Raw genomic sequence first — 16818 nt, 5'->3', positions numbered from 1 at the left:
GGTAGTAGCCCTTGAGCTCTTCGGGGAAGTAGCTCTTCTTGAAGCGCTCGGGGTCGTTCCAGATGTTGCGGATCATGCTGGGCCAGGGGCGCTTGATGACCAGGATGCCGCCCGTGCCGTCGGGAATGTCGTTGCCCAGTTCGTCGACGATGGCCGCGGTGATGCCCGGCAGCGGCAGCGTGCACGAGCCCGGCACCAGCGGCGTGGCGCCCGGCAGCGGCGTGATCACATGGCCGCCGGTCTCGGTCTGCCAGAAGGTGTCGACAATGGGGCAGCGCTCGCCGCCCACATGGCGGTGGTACCACATCCAGGCTTCGGGGTTGATGGGCTCGCCCACGCTGCCCAGCAGGCGCAGGCTCGACAGGTCGCTGCGATCCGGGTGCACCGCGGCATCGGCTTCGGCGGCCTTGATCAGCGAGCGTATGGCCGTGGGCGCGGTGTAGAAGATGGAGCAGCGGTGGCGCTCTATCATCTGCCAGAAGCGGCCCGCGTCGGGGAAGGTGGGCACGCCTTCGAACACGATCTGCGTCGCGCCGGCCGCCAGCGGGCCGTAGGCGACATAGGTGTGACCCGTGATCCAGCCGATGTCGGCCGTGCACCAGAACACGTCGTCGGGGCGCAGGTCGAAAGTCCAGTCCATGGTCAGCTTGGCCCACAGCGCATAGCCGCCGGTGCTGTGCTGCACGCCCTTGGGCTTGCCCGTGGAGCCGCTGGTGTAGAGGATGAACAGCGGGTGCTCGGCGCCGAATGCCACGGCAGCGCATTCCTTGGACTGGCCGGCCAGTGCCTCGGCAAACGTCTTGTCGCGGCCGGGCTGCATGGCGCAGGGCGTGGCCGTGCGTTCGTAGACCAGCACCTGGCGCACGCTGGTGCATTCGCCCGAGGCCAGTGCGTCGTCGACGATGGCCTTGAGCGGCAGCTCCTTGCCGCCGCGCAGCTGGTAGTTGGCGGTGATCACCACCACGGCGCCGGCGTCGATGATGCGCTCCTGCACGGCCTTGGCCGAGAAGCCGCCGAACACCACGCTGTGCGTCGCGCCTATGCGCGCGCAGGCCTGCATCGCGACCACGCCTTCGATGGTCATCGGCATGTAGATCAGCACGCGATCGCCCTTTTGCACGCCCTGGGCCTTGAGCGCATTGGCGAACTGGCTCACGCGCTCGAGCAGCTCGCGGTAGCTGACGCGCGTCACAGCGCCGTCGTCGGCTTCGAAGATGATCGCCGTCTTGTGCTCGACGGCCGTGCCCATGTGGCGGTCCAGGCAGTTGGCGCTGGCATTGAGTTCGCCGTCGGCAAACCAGCGGTAGAACGGCGCATTGGAGGTATCGAGCGTCTGGCTGAACGGCCGGCTCCAATCAAGATGCTCGCGCGCCAGCCGCGACCAGAAGCCTTCGTAGTCCGCTTCGGCTTCGGCGCACAGCGCCTCGTAGGCGGGCATGCCCGAAATGCGGGCCGACTGGGCAAAGGCCGCAGGCGGGGGAAAGACGCGGTTTTCAACCAGCACGGATTCGATCGCAGATGACGACGCACTCATGATATTTCTGTCTCCTTGGCTAACTTTTGCATTGTGCCGCGACTGTCGCCCGCGGGTCTTACACGTCACTGACTGGTCGGCGCAAAACCGTGCGCCGTGGTCAAGCATGGCGTTCAACCCCTCAGTAATGCCGCCGTCATCGCGCACCGATACAATCGCGCACCCTATTTCTCGCCCCCACACCCCATGGACACCCCCACACCCTCCGGCAAGCCAGCGGCTGCCAAAATGAACCCGCTGGCCACCTTCATCTTCGCCAGCCGCTGGCTGCAGGTTCCGCTGTACCTCGGCCTGATCCTCGCGCAAGGCGTCTATGTCTGGCATTTCCTGCTCGAGCTGTTGCACCTTGTGGAGGCCGCGTTCGGCAGCCAGACCGCACTCCAGGCGCTGGTCACCAGCATCGGCTACAAGCCCGACGCCCCGCTGACCAGCCTCAACGAGACGGTCATCATGCTGGTCGTGCTGGCGCTGATCGACGTGGTGATGATCTCCAACCTGTTGATCATGGTGATCATCGGCGGCTACGAGACCTTCGTCAGCCGGCTCAACATCGAAGGCCATCCCGATCAGCCCGAATGGCTGAGCCACGTGGACGCGACCGTGCTCAAGGTCAAGCTGGGCCTGTCCATCATCGGCATCAGCTCCATCCATCTGCTCAAGACCTTCATCAACGCCGCCAACTACGACTCCAAGGTGCTGATTGCGCAGACCGCGATCCATATCGCCTTCCTGCTGAGCGCATTGGCCATCGCCTACACCGACCGCCTGCTGCGCAGCCCCGCACGCAGCCACTGAAAGCCGCGCGCCACGCGCCCGCAGAACCCGCCCCGCAATCCGCGGCGCGGGTTTTTTTTCGCCTGGCGCGCAAAAAACGCGCGCGTGATAACACAGTCAAAAATAACCATTTGTTGACACAAAAGCACTCAATTAATAGAATTGAACGCTTATTTACAACCTGCCATGCAGGTAATCCAAGCGTTTTCACGCTTCGATCCACTTCAGGCGGCGTTGCCTCGGCAGCCCCGTCATCGGGCCGATCGCGGTCCTGATGCCCAGTTGCGCGGCTTTCGCCGCGCCCTGGATCGCCAGCCGGCAGACAGGTTTTCCACCATGTCGCGCGCTGGCGTCTTGCCTGGCTCTTGCGTGCCCCTCGCGGCACCATTCGAGCCTGCGTTGTCCATACGCATTTCCGGTCGCCGCCGGTCCCGTCGCGGGATCCCGGCGACCCTTGCATCAGGTTCTGCCTTCGGCCTTGCACGCCAGCCTTTCACAAGCGCTGGACTGTATTCAATCCAATAAAAGGGAGAGCGAAACAGTGGCCAAACAGATCACCATCGAGCATGTTTTCAAGGTCTTCGGCGATGCGCCGCAGGACGCGCTGGCGCTGGTCCAGCAGGGACTGAGCAAATCGGACATCCTGGCGCGTACCGGCCAATCGATAGGCGTGTTCGACGCCGATTTCCAGATCGAAGCCGGCGAAATCTTCGTCATCATGGGCCTGTCGGGCTCGGGCAAGTCCACGCTGGTGCGCATGCTCAACCGCCTGATCGAGCCCACGTCCGGCCGCATCCTGGTCGACGGCGCCGACATCGGCGCATTGAGCCCCAAGGACTTGCGCGCGCTGCGCCGCAAGGACATCTCCATGGTGTTCCAGTCGTTCGCGCTGCTGCCCCATGTGAATGTGCTCGACAACACGGCCTTCGGGCTGGAGCTCGCGGGCGTGGACCGCGCCGAGCGCCAGGCGCTGGCCCAGGCCGCGCTGGAGCAGGTGGGCCTCGCAGGCTGGGGCGCGAGCTACCCCGACGAACTGTCGGGCGGCATGCAGCAGCGCGTGGGCCTGGCCCGGGCGCTGGCCTCCGACCCGTCCATCCTGCTGATGGACGAAGCCTTTTCCGCGCTCGATCCCATCATCCGCACCGAGATGCAGTCGGAGCTGCTGCGCCTGCAGGAAGTCAAGCGCCGCACCATCATCTTCATTTCGCACGACCTCGACGAAGCCATGCGCATCGGCGACCGCATCGCGATCATGAAGGACGGCCAGGTGATACAGGTCGGCACACCCGACGACATCCTGCGCAATCCCGCCAACGACTATGTGCGCCACTTCATCCGCGGCGTCGATGCGGCGGCGGTGTTCAAGGCCGGCGACATCGCGCGCCGCGCGCTGACCATCGTCAATGAACACAGCGACCGCGGCTGCCGCCCGGCGCTGCGCGCCATCGAGGAATCGGACCGCGACTTCGCCTATGTGCTGAGCCCGCGCCAGCGCTATCTTGGAACGGTGTCGGCCGACTCGCTGCGCGCGGCGCTGCATGGCCATGTGGGCACGCTGGGCCTGCAGCATGCCTACCTCGACAACGTGTCGTCGATCGCGGTCGATGCCCCCGTCGCCAACCTGTTCGGCCAGGTCGCATCCGCGCCCTGCGCGCTGCCCGTGGTGCAGAGCGACGGCCGCTTCGCGGGCGTGATCAGCAAGACCATGCTGCTCAAGTTCCTGGACCGCGACACGCCGCCCGTGCCGCCCAGCCCCCCTGCGCCGCCCCAGGCCACAGCCGGGAGCGCCGCATGAACAGCAGCGCAACGCACTCCACCGCCAGCGTGCAATTGGCCCAGGTCAGCACCGACGCGCTCGATTCGACCACGATGGACATGTCGGCCATGCCCCAGCCGTTGAGCGACATCCCGGTCGACAGCGCCGCCCAGCTCGCCGATCCCGCGCTGGCCATGGACCCCTGGACGCTGGGCAACAGCGGCGGGCTGGACGCAGGCAATACCGACTGGCTCGACGGACCGCGACTGGCCAACGACGCGCTCGGCAGCGTGCCGGCCGATACGCCCGCGACGCTGTCGCAGCTGCTTGACGTGCAGCACTGGATGGCCGATTCGGCCCAGGTGCAGGACAGCATCAACCACGGCCTCGAATGGGTGGTCACGCATTTCCGGCCTTTCTTCCAGACGGTGCGCGCGCCCATCGATGCCACGCTCACCGGCGTTGAGAGCCTGCTGACCAGCGTGCCATCGATGGTCATGATCGCCGTCATGGTGCTGCTGGCCTGGCAGTTCGCGGGCCGGGCGATTGCCATCGGCACGCTGGTCTCGCTGGCCGTGGTCGCCCTGCTGGGCATCTGGCCCGAAGCCATGGTCACGCTGTCGCTGGTGCTGACATCGCTGGCATTCTGCATATTGATCGGCCTGCCCGTGGGCATTGCGCTGGCCGCCAGCGACCGCGCCCAGCGCTGGACCCGTCCTTTCCTCGACGCGATGCAGACCACGCCGGCCTTCGTCTACCTGGTTCCCGTGGTGATGCTGTTCGGCATCGGCAACGTGCCCGGCGTGATCGTCACCATCGTGTTCGCACTGCCGCCGCTGATCCGCCTGACCAACCTCGGCATACGCCAGGTGCGTCCCGACCTGATCGAAGCCAGTCGCGCCTATGGCGCCTCGCCCATGCAGATGCTGTTCAAGGTGCAGCTGCCGCTGGCCATGCCGTCCATCATGGCCGGCATCAACCAGGCGCTGATGCTGTCGCTGTCGATGGTGGTCATCGCCTCGATGATCGCGGTAGGCGGCCTGGGTCAGATGGTGCTGCGCGGCATCGGCCGCCTCGACATGGGCCTGGCCACGGTCGGCGGCCTGGGCATCGTGCTGCTGGCGATTGCGCTGGACCGCATCACCCAGGCCATGGGCAAGCCCCAGCGCGGTGGCGTGCGCTGGTCGCAGCGCGGCCCGCTGGGCTGGCTGCTGCGCAGCCGCCGCGCACCCGCGCCTGCGGCCACGACCGAGGCCGCTGCGCCTGCAGCCGCTCCCGTCGGCACCACCGCCAACGCCTGAAGACCGACGCGCGCGGCAAGCGGCGCGCGGCGAGCGGCGCGCCGCTGGCCGCGCGCCCTTGGCCTGCGGGCCACGGCCGCTGCGCGCGTCTTCCCCAGAACACAGGAAATTCCATATGTCCCATTCTTTCTCCCACCTGCGCCGCGCACTGCTTGCGGTCGGCCTGGCAAGCCTAGGCCTGATGGCCAGCGCCCAGAACACCGCGGGCAACCCAATGCCCGGCAAGGGCGTGAAGGTCTTTCCGCTCAAGAGCTCGATCGCCGAGGAAAACTTCCAGACCCAGGTCGTGGTCAAGGCCCTGCAGCAGCTGGGCTACGACGTGCAGCCTGTACAGGAAGTCGAGTACCCCACGGCCCATCTGGCGATCGCCAACGGCGATGCCACGTTCATGGCCAACCACTGGGTGCCGCTGCATGAAGACTTCTACAAGAATGCCGGCGGCGACGGCAAGCTCACGCGCCAGGGAACGTTTGCCGAAGGCGCGATCCAGGGTTACCTGATAGACAAGAAGACCGCCGACCAGTACGGCATCACCCGGATCAGCCAGCTCAAGGACCCCAAGCTCGCCGCGCTGTTCGACGCCAACGGCGACGGCAAGGCCGACCTCACGGGCTGCACGCCGGGCTGGGGCTGCGAAGCCGCAATCGAGCACCAGCTCGATGCCTTCGGCCTGCGCGCCACGGTCACGCACCAGCAGGGCACCTACTCGGCGCTGATCGCCGACACCATCTCGCGCTACCAGGCCGGCAAGCCCGTGCTGTACTACACCTGGACGCCGTTCTGGGTCAGCGCCCAGCTCAAGCCAGGCACCGACGTGATGTGGCTCGAAGTGCCGTTCAGCGCGACACCCGGCGCGCAGGGCAGCGAGGACACCCAACTGCCCAATGGCAGGAACTACGGCTTCGTGCCCAACACCCAGCACATCCTGGCCAACAAGCAATGGGCGCTGCAGAACCCGGCCGCGGGCAAGCTGTTCGAGATCATGCAGCTGCCGATCAACGACATCAACGCCCAAAACAACCGCATGTTCCTCGGCGAGAACAAGCCGGCCGATATCGAACGCCATGTCGCGGGCTGGATAGAGGCCCATCAGAAGACTTTCGACGGCTGGCTGGACCAGGCGCGCGCCGCTGCGCGATAACCACGCGCAGCACATAGCCATGCCGGGCGCCGCGCCAGTCGGCACCCTACACTGAGCCGAACGATTGCCCTGCGCCCGCGCGCGCAGGCAGTCCCGGGAAAGGATGTCCGGCATGAGCAATCTTTTGTTGGGCGGCGAAGTCGCCAGCCCCGAAACCGCGCCCCCCAGCGCGCAGGATTCCCCCCAGACGCAGCCCGTGCTGGCCGCGGACGACACCACGGCCCATTGCGATATCGCCATTGTCGGCGGCGGCGTCGCGGGCCTGCACACGGCCTTGCGCCTGGCTGCGCGCCACGGCCCGCGCATCTGCCTGTTCGAGCAGGACGAACGCCTGGGCGGGCGCGTGTCCGACATTCCCGCGTCCGACGAGCACAGCGAAGGCCCGTTCATACAGCTTGGCGCGCGCCGCATCATGGAAGGCCAGAGCGTGCTGGTGGAGTTGGCCCAGGAACTGGGCATCGCGCTGCAGAAACCCGAGATGCTCGAGGAGCTCGGATACACGCGCGGCATGTATGCGACCCACAACGACGACTTCATCCGCGTGTTTCCCGGCCTCGATGTCGACCGCGATCGCGGCGGCTATGAAGTCCAGCTCTACGACCGGCTGCTCAAGGGCCCGGAACGCGCCCATGTGGACCGCTACCCCAACCTGCGCGCCTATGCCGAGAAAGTCATTGGCGTCGAAGGCTGCGCCTTTCTGCACGACACCTACCGCTTTCGCGCCGACCACGAGTACGACCTCAACGCCAAGGCCTATCTCGACTACCTCGACGAAGAGAACGACGCCGGCGCGATCTGCCCCAGCGGCCATTGCCAGAGCCTGTATCCCGTGGGCGGCATGTCGGCCTATACGCGCGGCATGGAGCAGCGCGCGCGCGACCAGGGCGTGCAGATCCATCTGTCCGAGCCCGTGCTGTCGGTCGACAAGTCGCCGACCGGCTATCTGATCAAGACCGCGCGGCGCGCGCTGACCGCGCGCACGCTGGTGCTGGCCTTGCCGCCGGTGGCGCTGCAGCAGCTGCGCGGCGACGTGATAGAGAAAATCTGCGCCCAGCCCGAGTTCCAGGCACTGGTCGGCGTGCGCGTGACCACCATCACACAGTGGTATGCCCAGCCCTGGTGGCGCGGCATCGTCACGCCCAATGGCCGCCATGTTTGGCGCGCCTGGACCACGGGCCACTGCATCAATTCGGTGGAGATTCCGCTCGAAGCCTATGCGGCGGCGCAGAACGCGATCCGCGTGGTCTACAACGACCAGTCCGACTGCGCCAACCTGTGGGCGCGGCTGGCCCAGGGCCCGATCGAAGCGCTCGAAAAGGAAGTGGCGATCGGCCTGAACCACCTGTTCGCGAACAACGGCGTGACCCGCCCCGTGACCATAGGCCCGCCAAGCAAGACCGTGTTCCGCGAATGGCCCGATGCCTGGTATTACCTGCGCGCGGGCAACCAGTTCACCAACCACGACATCTACCGCTGGGCCGTGCAGCCGCTGCCGGGCGAAGACATCGCGCTGGTCAGCGACGGCTACAACCCGCAGCGCTCGGGCTGGGCCGATGCCGCCTACAAGTCATCGATCCACTATCTCAACCAGCGCTTCGACATGGGCCTGCCGGGGCTGGAGCGCAGCGCGCGCCGGCGCTGACCACCTCACCAGCCGGCGCAGGACGTTCGGCTCGATACCGAGACAAAGCGCTCGACCAGCAGCGCCAGTTCCGTGGCGTTCGCCGAAGGCGGCATGTCGGCGCGCGCGCGTTGCACCCAGCGCCCCTGGACCTCGACAAACACCGGCGCCCCCGGCGCAGACCGGCTGGAAGCATAGGCCGACTCCAGCAGAGCGCTGTCGCCCGCTGCGGCCACGGGCATCTCGACACCCGCGCGGCACTCGGTGAAGCGTCCGCTGTCGGCCTGCTGGCGGTAGACGCCGCGCCAGGTCTCGGTGCGGTCCGTGGGCTGGAGGATTGATGCCGCGGCGGGCGCCGCGGGAGGTGCCGCGACCACCGCAGGCTTGGCTGAGGACATCCAGCCCGGCAGTGAGGGCATAGAAGGCATGCGCAGGCCGGAGCAGCCGGCCAGCAGCGCCACAGCCGCCACAACGGTGGCGGTGCGCAAGGACAGAGAATCCATCAAAAAGTCTTTCGCTCGGGAGCGGGAACAAGGGCTGCACCTTAGCAGACGTCGCCACCCGCGCCCGCGTGCGGCAAGGCTCAGGCGCGGATGGCCCTCAAAGGTTGCCGACCATCTGCGCCGGCACGACCCAGGCATCGAACTGCTCGCCCGTGAGATGCCCGCTGGCCACGGCGGCTTCGCGCAGGCTCGAGCCTTCGCGGTGGGCCTTCTTGGCGATATAGGCGGCCTTGTCGTAGCCGATATGCGGGTTCAGCGCGGTCACCAGCATCAGCGAACGCTGCACCAGCTCGGCAATGCGGTCTTCGTTGGGCGTGATGCCCACGGCGCAGTGGTCGTTGAAGCTGCGCATGCCGTCGGCCAGCAGGCGCACGCTCTGCAGGAAGTTGTGCGCCACCATGGGGCGGAACACATTGAGCTCGAAGTTGCCCGAGGCGCCGCCGATGTTGATCGCCACGTCGTTGCCCATGACCTGGGCGGCAAGCATGGTCAGCGCTTCGCTTTGCGTCGGGTTGACCTTGCCCGGCATGATGGACGAGCCCGGCTCGTTCTCGGGGATGCTCAACTCGCCAATGCCGCTGCGCGGACCGCTGGCCAGCCAGCGCACGTCGTTGGCGATCTTCGTCAGGCTTGCGGCCAGGGTCTTGAGCGCGCCATGCGCATGCACCAGGGCATCGACGCTGGCCAGGGCCTCGAACTTGTTGGGTGCGGTGACAAACGGCAGGCCCGTGAGGCGCGCGAGTTCGGCCGCGACCGCGACCGCATAGCCCGCGGGAGCGTTCAGGCCCGTGCCCACGGCCGTGCCGCCGAGCGCAAGTTCGCACAGGTGCGGCAACGCGGCCTGCACATGGGCCTGGCCATGGCGCAGCTGCGCGACATAGCCGGAAAACTCCTGGCCCAGCGTCAGCGGCGTGGCGTCCTGCAGGTGCGTGCGGCCGATCTTGATGATCTCGGCAAAGGCCTCGGACTTCTCGGCCAGCGTGGCCTGCAGCTTTGCCGCCGAGGGCAGCAGGCGCTCGACCAGCGCCTGCACCGCGGCCACATGCATGGCCGTGGGAAACACGTCGTTGCTCGACTGGCTCTTGTTGACGTCGTCGTTGGGATGCACCAGCCGGCCTTCGCCGCGCTCGCCGCCCAGCAGCTCGCTGGCGCGGTTGGCCAGCACCTCGTTGACGTTCATGTTGCTCTGCGTGCCCGAGCCGGTCTGCCATACGACCAGCGGAAACTGCTCGTCATGCTGGCCCGCGACCACTTCATCGGCCGCGGCAACGATGGCCTGGGCCTTCTTCGCATCCAGCAGGCCCAGCTGCTGGTTGACCACGGCCGAAGCGCGCTTGACCAGGGCCAGCGCGCGGATCAGCTCCAGCGGCTGGCGCTCGCCCGATATGTCGAAATTCTGCAGCGAACGCTGGGTCTGCGCCCCCCAGAGCCTGTCGGCCTGGACCTCGATGGGGCCGAAAGTGTCACGTTCCTGTCGCGTAGCCGGTTGCGTCATCCACAAGTCTCCATAAGGGTTGAATGGAAAAAATCCATCAATGAATGATACCTATTCTCAACATTCTGTTTTGCATCCACTCTGACACATGCGCCATAGACGCGAACGAGCCGCAATTCAGGCCGCAAGTGTTATAGAAGACTGCTGGGCCATGGGCACGGTTTGCAGTGAAGCGCGGGATAATCCCGGGTTGCTTTCGCAGTTCGTTGTTCTCCCTTTCCAAAGAAACCCACGATGACCACCACGATCCGCCAGCAGGACCTGATCGATTCGATCGCAGGCGCCCTGCAGTACATCAGCTACTACCACCCCGCCGACTACATCGCCCACCTGGCACGCGCCTACGAGCGCGAACAGAGCCCGGCGGCCAAGGACGCGATGGCCCAGATCCTGACGAACTCCAAGATGTCGGCCATCGGTCACCGCCCCATCTGCCAGGACACCGGCATCGTCAACGTGTTCCTCAAGATCGGCATGGACGTGCGCTGGGAAGGCTTCACCGGCGGCATCGAGGACGCGATCAACGAAGGCGTGCGCCAAGGCTACAACCACCCCGACAACACGCTGCGCGCTTCCGTGGTGGCAGACCCCCACTTCGCTCGCAAGAACACCAAGGACAACACCCCGGCCGTGATCTTCACGCAGATCGTGCCCGGCGACAAGGTCGACATCACCGTCGCGGCCAAGGGCGGCGGCTCGGAAAACAAGTCCAAGATGATCATGATGAACCCTGGCGACAGCATTGTCGACTGGGTGCTCAAGACCATTCCCACCATGGGTGCGGGCTGGTGCCCGCCCGGCATGATCGGCATCGGCATTGGCGGCACCGCCGAGAAGGCCGTGCTGCTGGCCAAGGAAAGCCTGATGGAAGACCTGGACATGTATGAGCTCCAGGCCAAGTCGCAGCGCGGCGAGAAGCTCGACCAGGTCGAGGAAATGCGCCTTGAGCTGTACGAGAAGGTCAACGCACTGGGCATAGGCGCCCAGGGCCTGGGCGGCCTGTCGACCGTGCTCGACGTCAAGATCAAGATGTACCCCACGCATGCGGCTTCCAAGCCCGTGGCCATGATCCCCAACTGCGCGGCCACGCGCCACGCCCACTTCGTGATGGACGGCTCGGGCCCGGTCTACCTCGACGCGCCTTCGCTGGATCTGTGGCCCAAGGTCGAATGGGCGCCCGACACGCAAAAGAGCAAGCGCGTCGACCTGAACAACCTGACCAAGCAGGAAGTCGCGAGCTGGAAGCCCGGCGACACGCTGCTGCTCAACGGCAAGATGCTGACCGGCCGCGACGCCGCGCACAAGCGCATCCAGGACATGCTGTCCAAGGGCGAAAAGCTGCCCGTGGACTTCACCAACCGCGTGATCTACTACGTCGGCCCCGTGGACCCGGTGGGCGACGAAGCCGTGGGCCCGGCCGGCCCGACCACGGCCACGCGCATGGACTCGTTCACCAACATGATGCTCGAGCAGACCGGCCTGATCGCCATGATCGGCAAGGCCGAGCGCGGCCCGGTGGCCATCGAGGCGATCAAGCAGCACAAGAGCGCCTACCTGATGGCCGTGGGCGGCGCCGCCTACCTGGTCTCCAAGGCGATCAAGAACGCCAAGGTCGTGGGCTTTGCCGATCTGGGCATGGAAGCCATCTACGAATTCGACGTGGTCGACATGCCGGTGACCGTGGCCGTCGATGCCGGCGGCACCAGCGCCCACATCACCGGCCCGGCGATCTGGAAGGAACGCATCGCGACCGGTGAATTCAAGGGAATTTCCGTCGGCGCGGTCTGAGCCCGGGGCCGCTCCCCTTGCGGGGGCGGCATCCTGCATGCCGGCCCTGGACAAGGCATACTTGGATGCGGGCCGTTTCGGCCCGCTTTTTTACGGCCCGCACTCCCGTCCTTTTCCATGCCCCACGCAGCCTCTCCCATCGGCATCTTCGACAGCGGCATAGGCGGCCTCAGCGTCCTGCAGGCGCTGCGCCATGAACTGCCGCACGAACCTCTGGTCTATGTCGCCGACAGCGGCCATGCGCCCTACGGCGAGCGCGACGAAGCTTTCGTGCAGCAGCGCACCAGCGCCATTGCCCGCCACCTGCGCGCGCAATACGACATCAAGGCGCTGGTGATTGCCTGCAACACGGCCACGGCCGCAGCCGTCGAACAGCTGCGCCGCGAGATGCCCGATCTCACGCTGATCGGCGTGGAGCCCGCGCTCAAGCCGGCCTCGCTCAGCAGCCAGACCCACCATGTGGGCGTGATGGCCACGCGCGGCACCGTGAGCAGCGCGCGCTTTGCACGCCTGCTGAGTGAGCACTCACAGAAAACGACTTTCGCGGTCCAGGCCTGCGACGGCCTGGCGCGCGCCATCGAGCTGGCCACCGAGCAGCCGCCGGCCGCCGACATGCAGGGCAGCGACCTGTGGGAACGCTGCGCCCGGCATACGCAGGCCCTGGGCAGCTTCGGCCGGAAGACCGGCGAGATCGACACGCTGGTGCTGGGCTGCACCCACTATCTTTTCGTCAAGGACGAACTGCGCGCGCTGCTCGGACCCGACGTGCAGCTGATAGACACCGGCGCGCCGGTCGCGCGCCAGGTGCGCCGCCTGCTGGCCCAGGCCGGCATGCTCGCGCCCGAATCCCGGTCAGCGCCGGCCATCGAGCTGTTTGCCACGGGCGGCCTCAGCAGCCTGCAGGCCGCGGCCCAGCGCTGGCTGGATCTGCCGGCGGCGCATTGTGCACATATAGAGATTGCGTGACGCAATCCGCGGCGGGGTCGTTCACCCTTCGATAAACGCAGGGCGAACGGAAAACCGTTGACGCCCAGCCCTGGGCCTGTCGAAGGACCAAGGCAGGAACGACAAAAACCGTTCGTCCTGAGCCTGTCGAAGGGCCGGCATTCCAGCCTCAGGCCACCGCAGGCGCCTCACCCCACAGCCGCCCGCCGCCCGCATCGAGATGCGTCAGATACAGCCGTACATCGAACTCATACTGGTGGTATGACGGCTCCATGTGCGCGCACAGCTGGTAGAACGCCTTGTCATGGTCCTTCTCGCGCAGATGGGCGAGTTCGTGCACCACGATCATGCGCAGGAACTCCTCGGGCGTGTTCTTGAACATCGACGCCACGCGGATCTCGTGGCGCGCCGACAGCTTGCCGCCCTGCACCAGCGCGCGGCTGGTGTGCAGGCCCAGCGCATTGCGCACCACATGGATCTTGCTGTCGTACATCACCTTGTGGATGGTGCCGCCGTTGCGCAGGTGGCGCGACTTGAGCTCGGCGGTGTAGTCGTACAGCGCCTTGTCGGTGCGCAGCGCATGCGCCTGGGGGTACTTGCGGCGCAGCAGCGCCGCCGTGCCGTCATTGGCCAGCAGCGCGCGCACCTGTTCCTGCAGGTGTGCAGGATAGGAACGCAGATAAGGCAGGTCCATGGCCGAGCCGCCCAGATGCGGCGATCGCGCCGCGCCCGCTGGCATCAGTGCAGGTGGCGCGGACGGCGGTTGCCGCCGCTGCCGTGGCCCGATCCGCCGCCCGAGCCGCCGGGGCCGCGCGGCGGCTTGCCGATTTCCAGCGAGTTCACCAGCGCATCGAAGCGCAGCGAGAACAGCTTGTCGATCTCGGCAACCACGCCGCCAAGCTCGGCGCCGTCGAAGTGGCGCTCCATCATGTTGATCACGTCCTGCACCAGCAGATCGCGCTGCACCTGCATGATGGCCGCGGGCGTGGGGCCCACGAACAGCATCAGGAAGTCGTCGCGCGACTCGGCCTCGTCGGTCTCTTCGTCTTCGTCGTCGAATTCCGTGTCGTAGAACGTGACCTCGATCGCCGCGCCCTGCTCCGACAGCTCGTTGAGGCTCATGCACATTTCGTCCAGCGTCTGGCGGAAGTCTTCGTCGCCGCGCACCGTCCAGCAGATCTGCAGGCGGTGCTCGCGCGCGTCGAACTGTATGCCCGGCTCCTCCTCGTAGACGCTGGTCGCGCCATCGGCGAGCGAGCGCGCGCCCGCATAGCTCCACAGCGGCTTGAGCGCCTCCTGCAGCTGCTCGAAGCTGGTCTGGGCCGTCAGCACCACTTGGCCGTGGACGTGGATTTCAAAAGGTGGGTTGTAACTTGACATGATCGAATCTCGCTGGGGCACTCGTCGGGGGAAAACCGCTGTTTATGACGTGTCGTTATGAAGGCAATTTTCAAGCGCTGTCCGGGGGCACCATGCAGCCCGGACATCCCGCCGTGCCGAGACGGCCTATTTTCGCATGTATCGTAACGCCCCCGCCGCTGCGCGTACAGCAGGTTCAGACCACGACCGGCTCGGGCTCCAGGCGTATGCCGAAGCGTTCATAGACGCTGGTCTGTATGGCCCGGGCCAGCGTCATGACTTCGCCGCCCGTGACGCTGGCGTCATCGGAGTGGCGGTCGCCGCGATTGACCAGCACCAGCGCCTGGCGTTCATAGACCCCGGCCTTGCCCATGGTCTTGCCTTTCCAGCCGCAGGCGTCTATCAGCCAGCCCGCGGCGAGCTTGATCGTGCCGTCGGCCAGCGGGTAGTGCACGATGCGCGGCTCGCGCGCAATGATGTCGGCACACTGCTCGGCACTGACCGTGGGGTTCTTGAAGAAACTGCCCGCATTGCCCAGCACTTCGGGATCGGGCAGCTTGGCGCGGCGGATCTCGCAGACCCAGTCGAAGATCTGGCGCGCCGTGGGCTGCTCCACGCCGGCTTCGGCGCGCTTGCGCTCTATGTCCAGGTAGCCGATCTCGGGCTTCCAGGCCTTGGGCAGCGCAAAGCGCACGCGCGTGATCACCGCGCGACCCGCCAGGCCCATGCCGCGCGGAATGGCTGCGCGCGGCCCCGCGGGTTCGGCCGGCAGATGCTTGAACACCGAATCCCGGTAGCTGAACGCGCATTGCGCGGCGTCGAGCGTGAAGCCCTGGCCCGTGACCAGATCGATCGCATCGAGCGACGCGAAGCGGTCCTGCAGCTCGACACCGTAGGCGCCGATGTTCTGCACCGGCGAGGCGCCCACGGTGCCGGGAATCAGCGCCAGGTTCTCGAGCCCGGGCAGGCCCTGGTCCAGCGTCCAGGCCACGAGATCGTGCCAACGCTCGCCCGCGCCGGCTTCGACAATCCAGGCCGTGGGGGTTTGCTCGACCACGCGCATGCCCTGGATTTCCATCTTCAGCACCACGGGTTCGACATCGCCGGTCAGCACGATGTTGCTGCCCCCGCCGAGCACCAGCAGCGGGCGCCGGCCCCAGAACGGGTCGGCCAGCACCGCGCGCACATCATCTTCGGAACGCACGCGCACCAGGGCATGGGCGCGGGCCGCGATGCCAAAGGTATTGCTGTGCTGCAAGGGAACATTTTTCTCGACTAACATTGGCTGGATTGTCGCACCGCGACCAGAGGCACGCTGTGCGTCGGAGAACGCCCTTCGACAGGCTCAGGGCGAACGGCCTGCCGTGCACTCCCCAGACCCTTTCAGGAAAGAGAAATACCCATGCCATCTTTTGACACCGTTTGCGAAGCCGATTTCGTCGAAGTCAAGAACGCGGTCGAGAACGCCGCCAAGGAAATCGCCACGCGTTTCGACTTCAAGGGCTCTTCGGCCGCCGTCGAGCTCAAGGACAAGGAAATCACCATGTACGGTGATGCCGACTTCCAGCTGACCCAGGTCGAAGACCTGCTGCGCAACAAGCTGACCAAGCGCAGCGTCGACGTGCGCTTCCTCGACATCCAGAAAGCGCAGAAGATCGGCGGCGACAAGCTCAAGCAGGTCGTCAAGGTGCGCAACGGCATCGAGTCCGAGCTCGCCAAGAAGCTGCAAAAGCTGATGAAGGAAAGCAAGCTCAAGGTGCAGGCCGCGATCCAGGACGAGAAAGTGCGCATCACGGGCGCCAAGCGCGACGACCTGCAGGCCGCGATGGCGCTGATCCGCAAGGAAATCGACGACGTGCCGCTCTCGTTCAACAACTTCCGCGACTGAATTGAAACACCCCCTGAGCCACTTCGTGGCTTCCCCCTCTCATCCTTCGGTGGAGGGGGGCGCCCGGCTAGGGGACGGCACCGTCGCTGCGGGGCGGCCCTTGCTCGGTGCCCCTCGCTGGGTCCTCGCCCTAGGCTGGCGGCAGCGGCGTGCAATGTCGGCAAGCCTGATCCTGGCGCTGCTGCCAGCGCTGGCCAGCGCGCAATCGGTGGCGCTGACCGGCATTCTGGGCAGCAAGGCACTGCTGGTGATTGACGGCGGCGCGCCGCGCAGTCTCGCCGCGGGCGAAAGCCTGGGCGCGGTGCGCGTGCTCAAGGTCGGGCCCGACGAAGCCTTGATCGACATCGCGGGCCGCCAGCAGCGGCTGCGCCTGGGTGAAGCGCCCGTGCAGCTGGGCGCGCGCCCCGCCGCGGGCGGGCCCGCGCGGCTGGTGCTGTACGCCGACGGCCAGGGGCATTTCATCGATCAGGGCCAGATCAACGGCCAGCCCATGCGCTATCTGGTCGATACCGGCGCCAGCACGGTGGCCATAGGCCGGGCCGAAGCCGACCGGCTGGGCCTGCCCTATCTGCAGGGCCAGAGCGTGCAGATGGGCACGGCCAACGGCGCGGTGCGCGGCTGGCGGCTGCGGCTGGACTCGGTGCGCATCGGCGGGCTGGAAGCGCGCGGCGTCGACGCCGTGGTCACGCCCCAGGCCATGCCTTTCGTGCTGC

15 protein-coding genes are annotated in these 16818 nt (G+C 66.5%); 9 read left to right on the top strand and 6 right to left on the bottom strand.

The features are described 5' to 3' along the window. Window positions 1-1534 (bottom strand): acetate--CoA ligase (locus tag RR928_RS13115; protein ID WP_332682836.1); only part of this gene is annotated, 1534 nt, incomplete at its 3' end. Window positions 1535-1720: 186 nt separating this feature from the next. Between RR928_RS13115 and RR928_RS13110 the strand changes: the two genes are divergently transcribed. The 5 genes from RR928_RS13110 (at window position 1721) to RR928_RS13090 (ending at window position 8148) form a co-directional block, all read left to right on the top strand. Then, window positions 1721-2329, top strand: coding sequence for a TIGR00645 family protein (locus RR928_RS13110; RefSeq protein ID WP_332534406.1), 609 nt, complete (start codon window positions 1721-1723; stop codon window positions 2327-2329). A 520-nt stretch (window positions 2330-2849) separates the two neighbouring features. After that, complete coding sequence (gene proV / locus RR928_RS13105) at window positions 2850-4103, top strand: glycine betaine/L-proline ABC transporter ATP-binding protein ProV (protein ID WP_332534407.1); 1254 nt, start codon at window positions 2850-2852, stop codon at window positions 4101-4103. Then, the gene (gene proW, locus RR928_RS13100; RefSeq protein ID WP_442881912.1) at window positions 4100-5365 is read left to right on the top strand and encodes a glycine betaine/L-proline ABC transporter permease ProW; all 1266 of its coding nucleotides are present in this window, start codon (window positions 4100-4102) and stop codon (window positions 5363-5365) included. The genes proV and proW overlap by 4 nt, the downstream gene beginning before the upstream one ends. Window positions 5366-5480: 115 nt before the next feature. Further along, window positions 5481-6506 carry a glycine betaine/L-proline ABC transporter substrate-binding protein ProX gene (proX, locus tag RR928_RS13095; protein ID WP_332534409.1) on the top strand — a complete coding sequence of 342 codons (1026 nt, stop codon included), beginning with the start codon at window positions 5481-5483 and terminating at the stop codon, window positions 6504-6506. 112 nt (window positions 6507-6618) lie between these two features. Continuing rightward, window positions 6619-8148, top strand: a complete 1530-nt coding sequence (locus RR928_RS13090) for an FAD-dependent oxidoreductase (RefSeq protein ID WP_332534411.1) — start codon at window positions 6619-6621, stop codon at window positions 8146-8148. Window positions 8149-8153: 5 nt separating this feature from the next. Here the strand turns inward: RR928_RS13090 and RR928_RS13085 are convergent, their stop codons facing one another. Next, window positions 8154-8630 carry a hypothetical protein gene (locus tag RR928_RS13085; protein WP_332534412.1) on the bottom strand — a complete coding sequence of 159 codons (477 nt, stop codon included), beginning with the start codon at window positions 8628-8630 and terminating at the stop codon, window positions 8154-8156. A gap of 97 nt (window positions 8631-8727) precedes the next feature. After that, a complete protein-coding gene (gene fumC / locus RR928_RS13080; protein ID WP_332549363.1) occupies window positions 8728-10125 on the bottom strand; it encodes a class II fumarate hydratase in 1398 nt (465 codons plus the stop codon). A gap of 234 nt (window positions 10126-10359) precedes the next feature. On the opposite strand from fumC, the gene RR928_RS13075 reads away from it, so the two are divergent. Both RR928_RS13075 and murI read left to right on the top strand, forming a co-directional pair. Next, window positions 10360-11913 (top strand): fumarate hydratase, encoded by a 1554-nt coding sequence (locus RR928_RS13075; RefSeq protein ID WP_332534416.1) that lies wholly within the window; start codon window positions 10360-10362, stop codon window positions 11911-11913. 117 nt (window positions 11914-12030) lie between these two features. Further along, window positions 12031-12879 (top strand): glutamate racemase, encoded by an 849-nt coding sequence (gene murI, locus RR928_RS13070; RefSeq protein ID WP_332534418.1) that lies wholly within the window; start codon window positions 12031-12033, stop codon window positions 12877-12879. Window positions 12880-13027: 148 nt separating this feature from the next. Here the strand turns inward: murI and RR928_RS13065 are convergent, their stop codons facing one another. The 3 genes from RR928_RS13065 to murB form a co-directional block, all read right to left on the bottom strand. After that, complete coding sequence (locus RR928_RS13065) at window positions 13028-13597, bottom strand: M48 metallopeptidase family protein (protein WP_332534419.1); 570 nt, start codon at window positions 13595-13597, stop codon at window positions 13028-13030. Further along, window positions 13597-14238, bottom strand: a complete 642-nt coding sequence (locus RR928_RS13060) for a DUF6806 family protein (protein ID WP_332682832.1) — start codon at window positions 14236-14238, stop codon at window positions 13597-13599. The genes RR928_RS13065 and RR928_RS13060 overlap by 1 nt, the downstream gene beginning before the upstream one ends. Window positions 14239-14413: 175 nt before the next feature. Beyond that, window positions 14414-15499, bottom strand: coding sequence for a UDP-N-acetylmuramate dehydrogenase (gene murB / locus RR928_RS13055; RefSeq protein WP_332534423.1), 1086 nt, complete (start codon window positions 15497-15499; stop codon window positions 14414-14416). 120 nt (window positions 15500-15619) lie between these two features. Here murB and RR928_RS13050 point away from each other — a divergent pair, with 120 nt between their 5' ends. Continuing rightward, window positions 15620-16105 (top strand): YajQ family cyclic di-GMP-binding protein, encoded by a 486-nt coding sequence (locus RR928_RS13050; protein ID WP_261497966.1) that lies wholly within the window; start codon window positions 15620-15622, stop codon window positions 16103-16105. 154 nt (window positions 16106-16259) lie between these two features. Then, window positions 16260-16818, top strand: a 559-nt coding sequence (locus RR928_RS13045; protein WP_332682828.1) for a retropepsin-like aspartic protease family protein, incomplete at its 3' end; no start/stop codon positions are given.

Source organism: Comamonas sp., assembly GCF_036666375.1.
Lineage (GTDB): Bacteria > Pseudomonadota > Gammaproteobacteria > Burkholderiales > Burkholderiaceae_C > Comamonas.
The sequence above is the reverse complement of the archived record's forward strand: the minus strand, read 5'-3'. Positions and strand labels throughout refer to the sequence as shown.

Bases quoted from the DNA above. Each gene is read 5' to 3' on its own strand.
- RR928_RS13110 (WP_332534406.1), top strand. From the start codon at position 1,721: ATGGACACCCCCACACCCTCCGGCAAGCCAGCGGCTGCCAAAATGAAC.
- proW (WP_442881912.1), top strand. From the start codon at position 4,100: ATGAACAGCAGCGCAACGCACTCCACCGCCAGCGTGCAATTGGCCCAG.
- proX (WP_332534409.1), top strand. From the start codon at position 5,481: ATGTCCCATTCTTTCTCCCACCTGCGCCGCGCACTGCTTGCGGTCGGC.
- RR928_RS13090 (WP_332534411.1), top strand. From the start codon at position 6,619: ATGAGCAATCTTTTGTTGGGCGGCGAAGTCGCCAGCCCCGAAACCGCG.
- RR928_RS13085 (WP_332534412.1), bottom strand. From the start codon at position 8,630: ATGGATTCTCTGTCCTTGCGCACCGCCACCGTTGTGGCGGCTGTGGCG.
- fumC (WP_332549363.1), bottom strand. From the start codon at position 10,125: ATGACGCAACCGGCTACGCGACAGGAACGTGACACTTTCGGCCCCATC.
- RR928_RS13075 (WP_332534416.1), top strand. From the start codon at position 10,360: ATGACCACCACGATCCGCCAGCAGGACCTGATCGATTCGATCGCAGGC.
- murI (WP_332534418.1), top strand. From the start codon at position 12,031: ATGCCCCACGCAGCCTCTCCCATCGGCATCTTCGACAGCGGCATAGGC.
- RR928_RS13065 (WP_332534419.1), bottom strand. From the start codon at position 13,597: ATGCCAGCGGGCGCGGCGCGATCGCCGCATCTGGGCGGCTCGGCCATG.
- RR928_RS13060 (WP_332682832.1), bottom strand. From the start codon at position 14,238: ATGTCAAGTTACAACCCACCTTTTGAAATCCACGTCCACGGCCAAGTG.
- murB (WP_332534423.1), bottom strand. From the start codon at position 15,499: ATGTTAGTCGAGAAAAATGTTCCCTTGCAGCACAGCAATACCTTTGGC.
- RR928_RS13050 (WP_261497966.1), top strand. From the start codon at position 15,620: ATGCCATCTTTTGACACCGTTTGCGAAGCCGATTTCGTCGAAGTCAAG.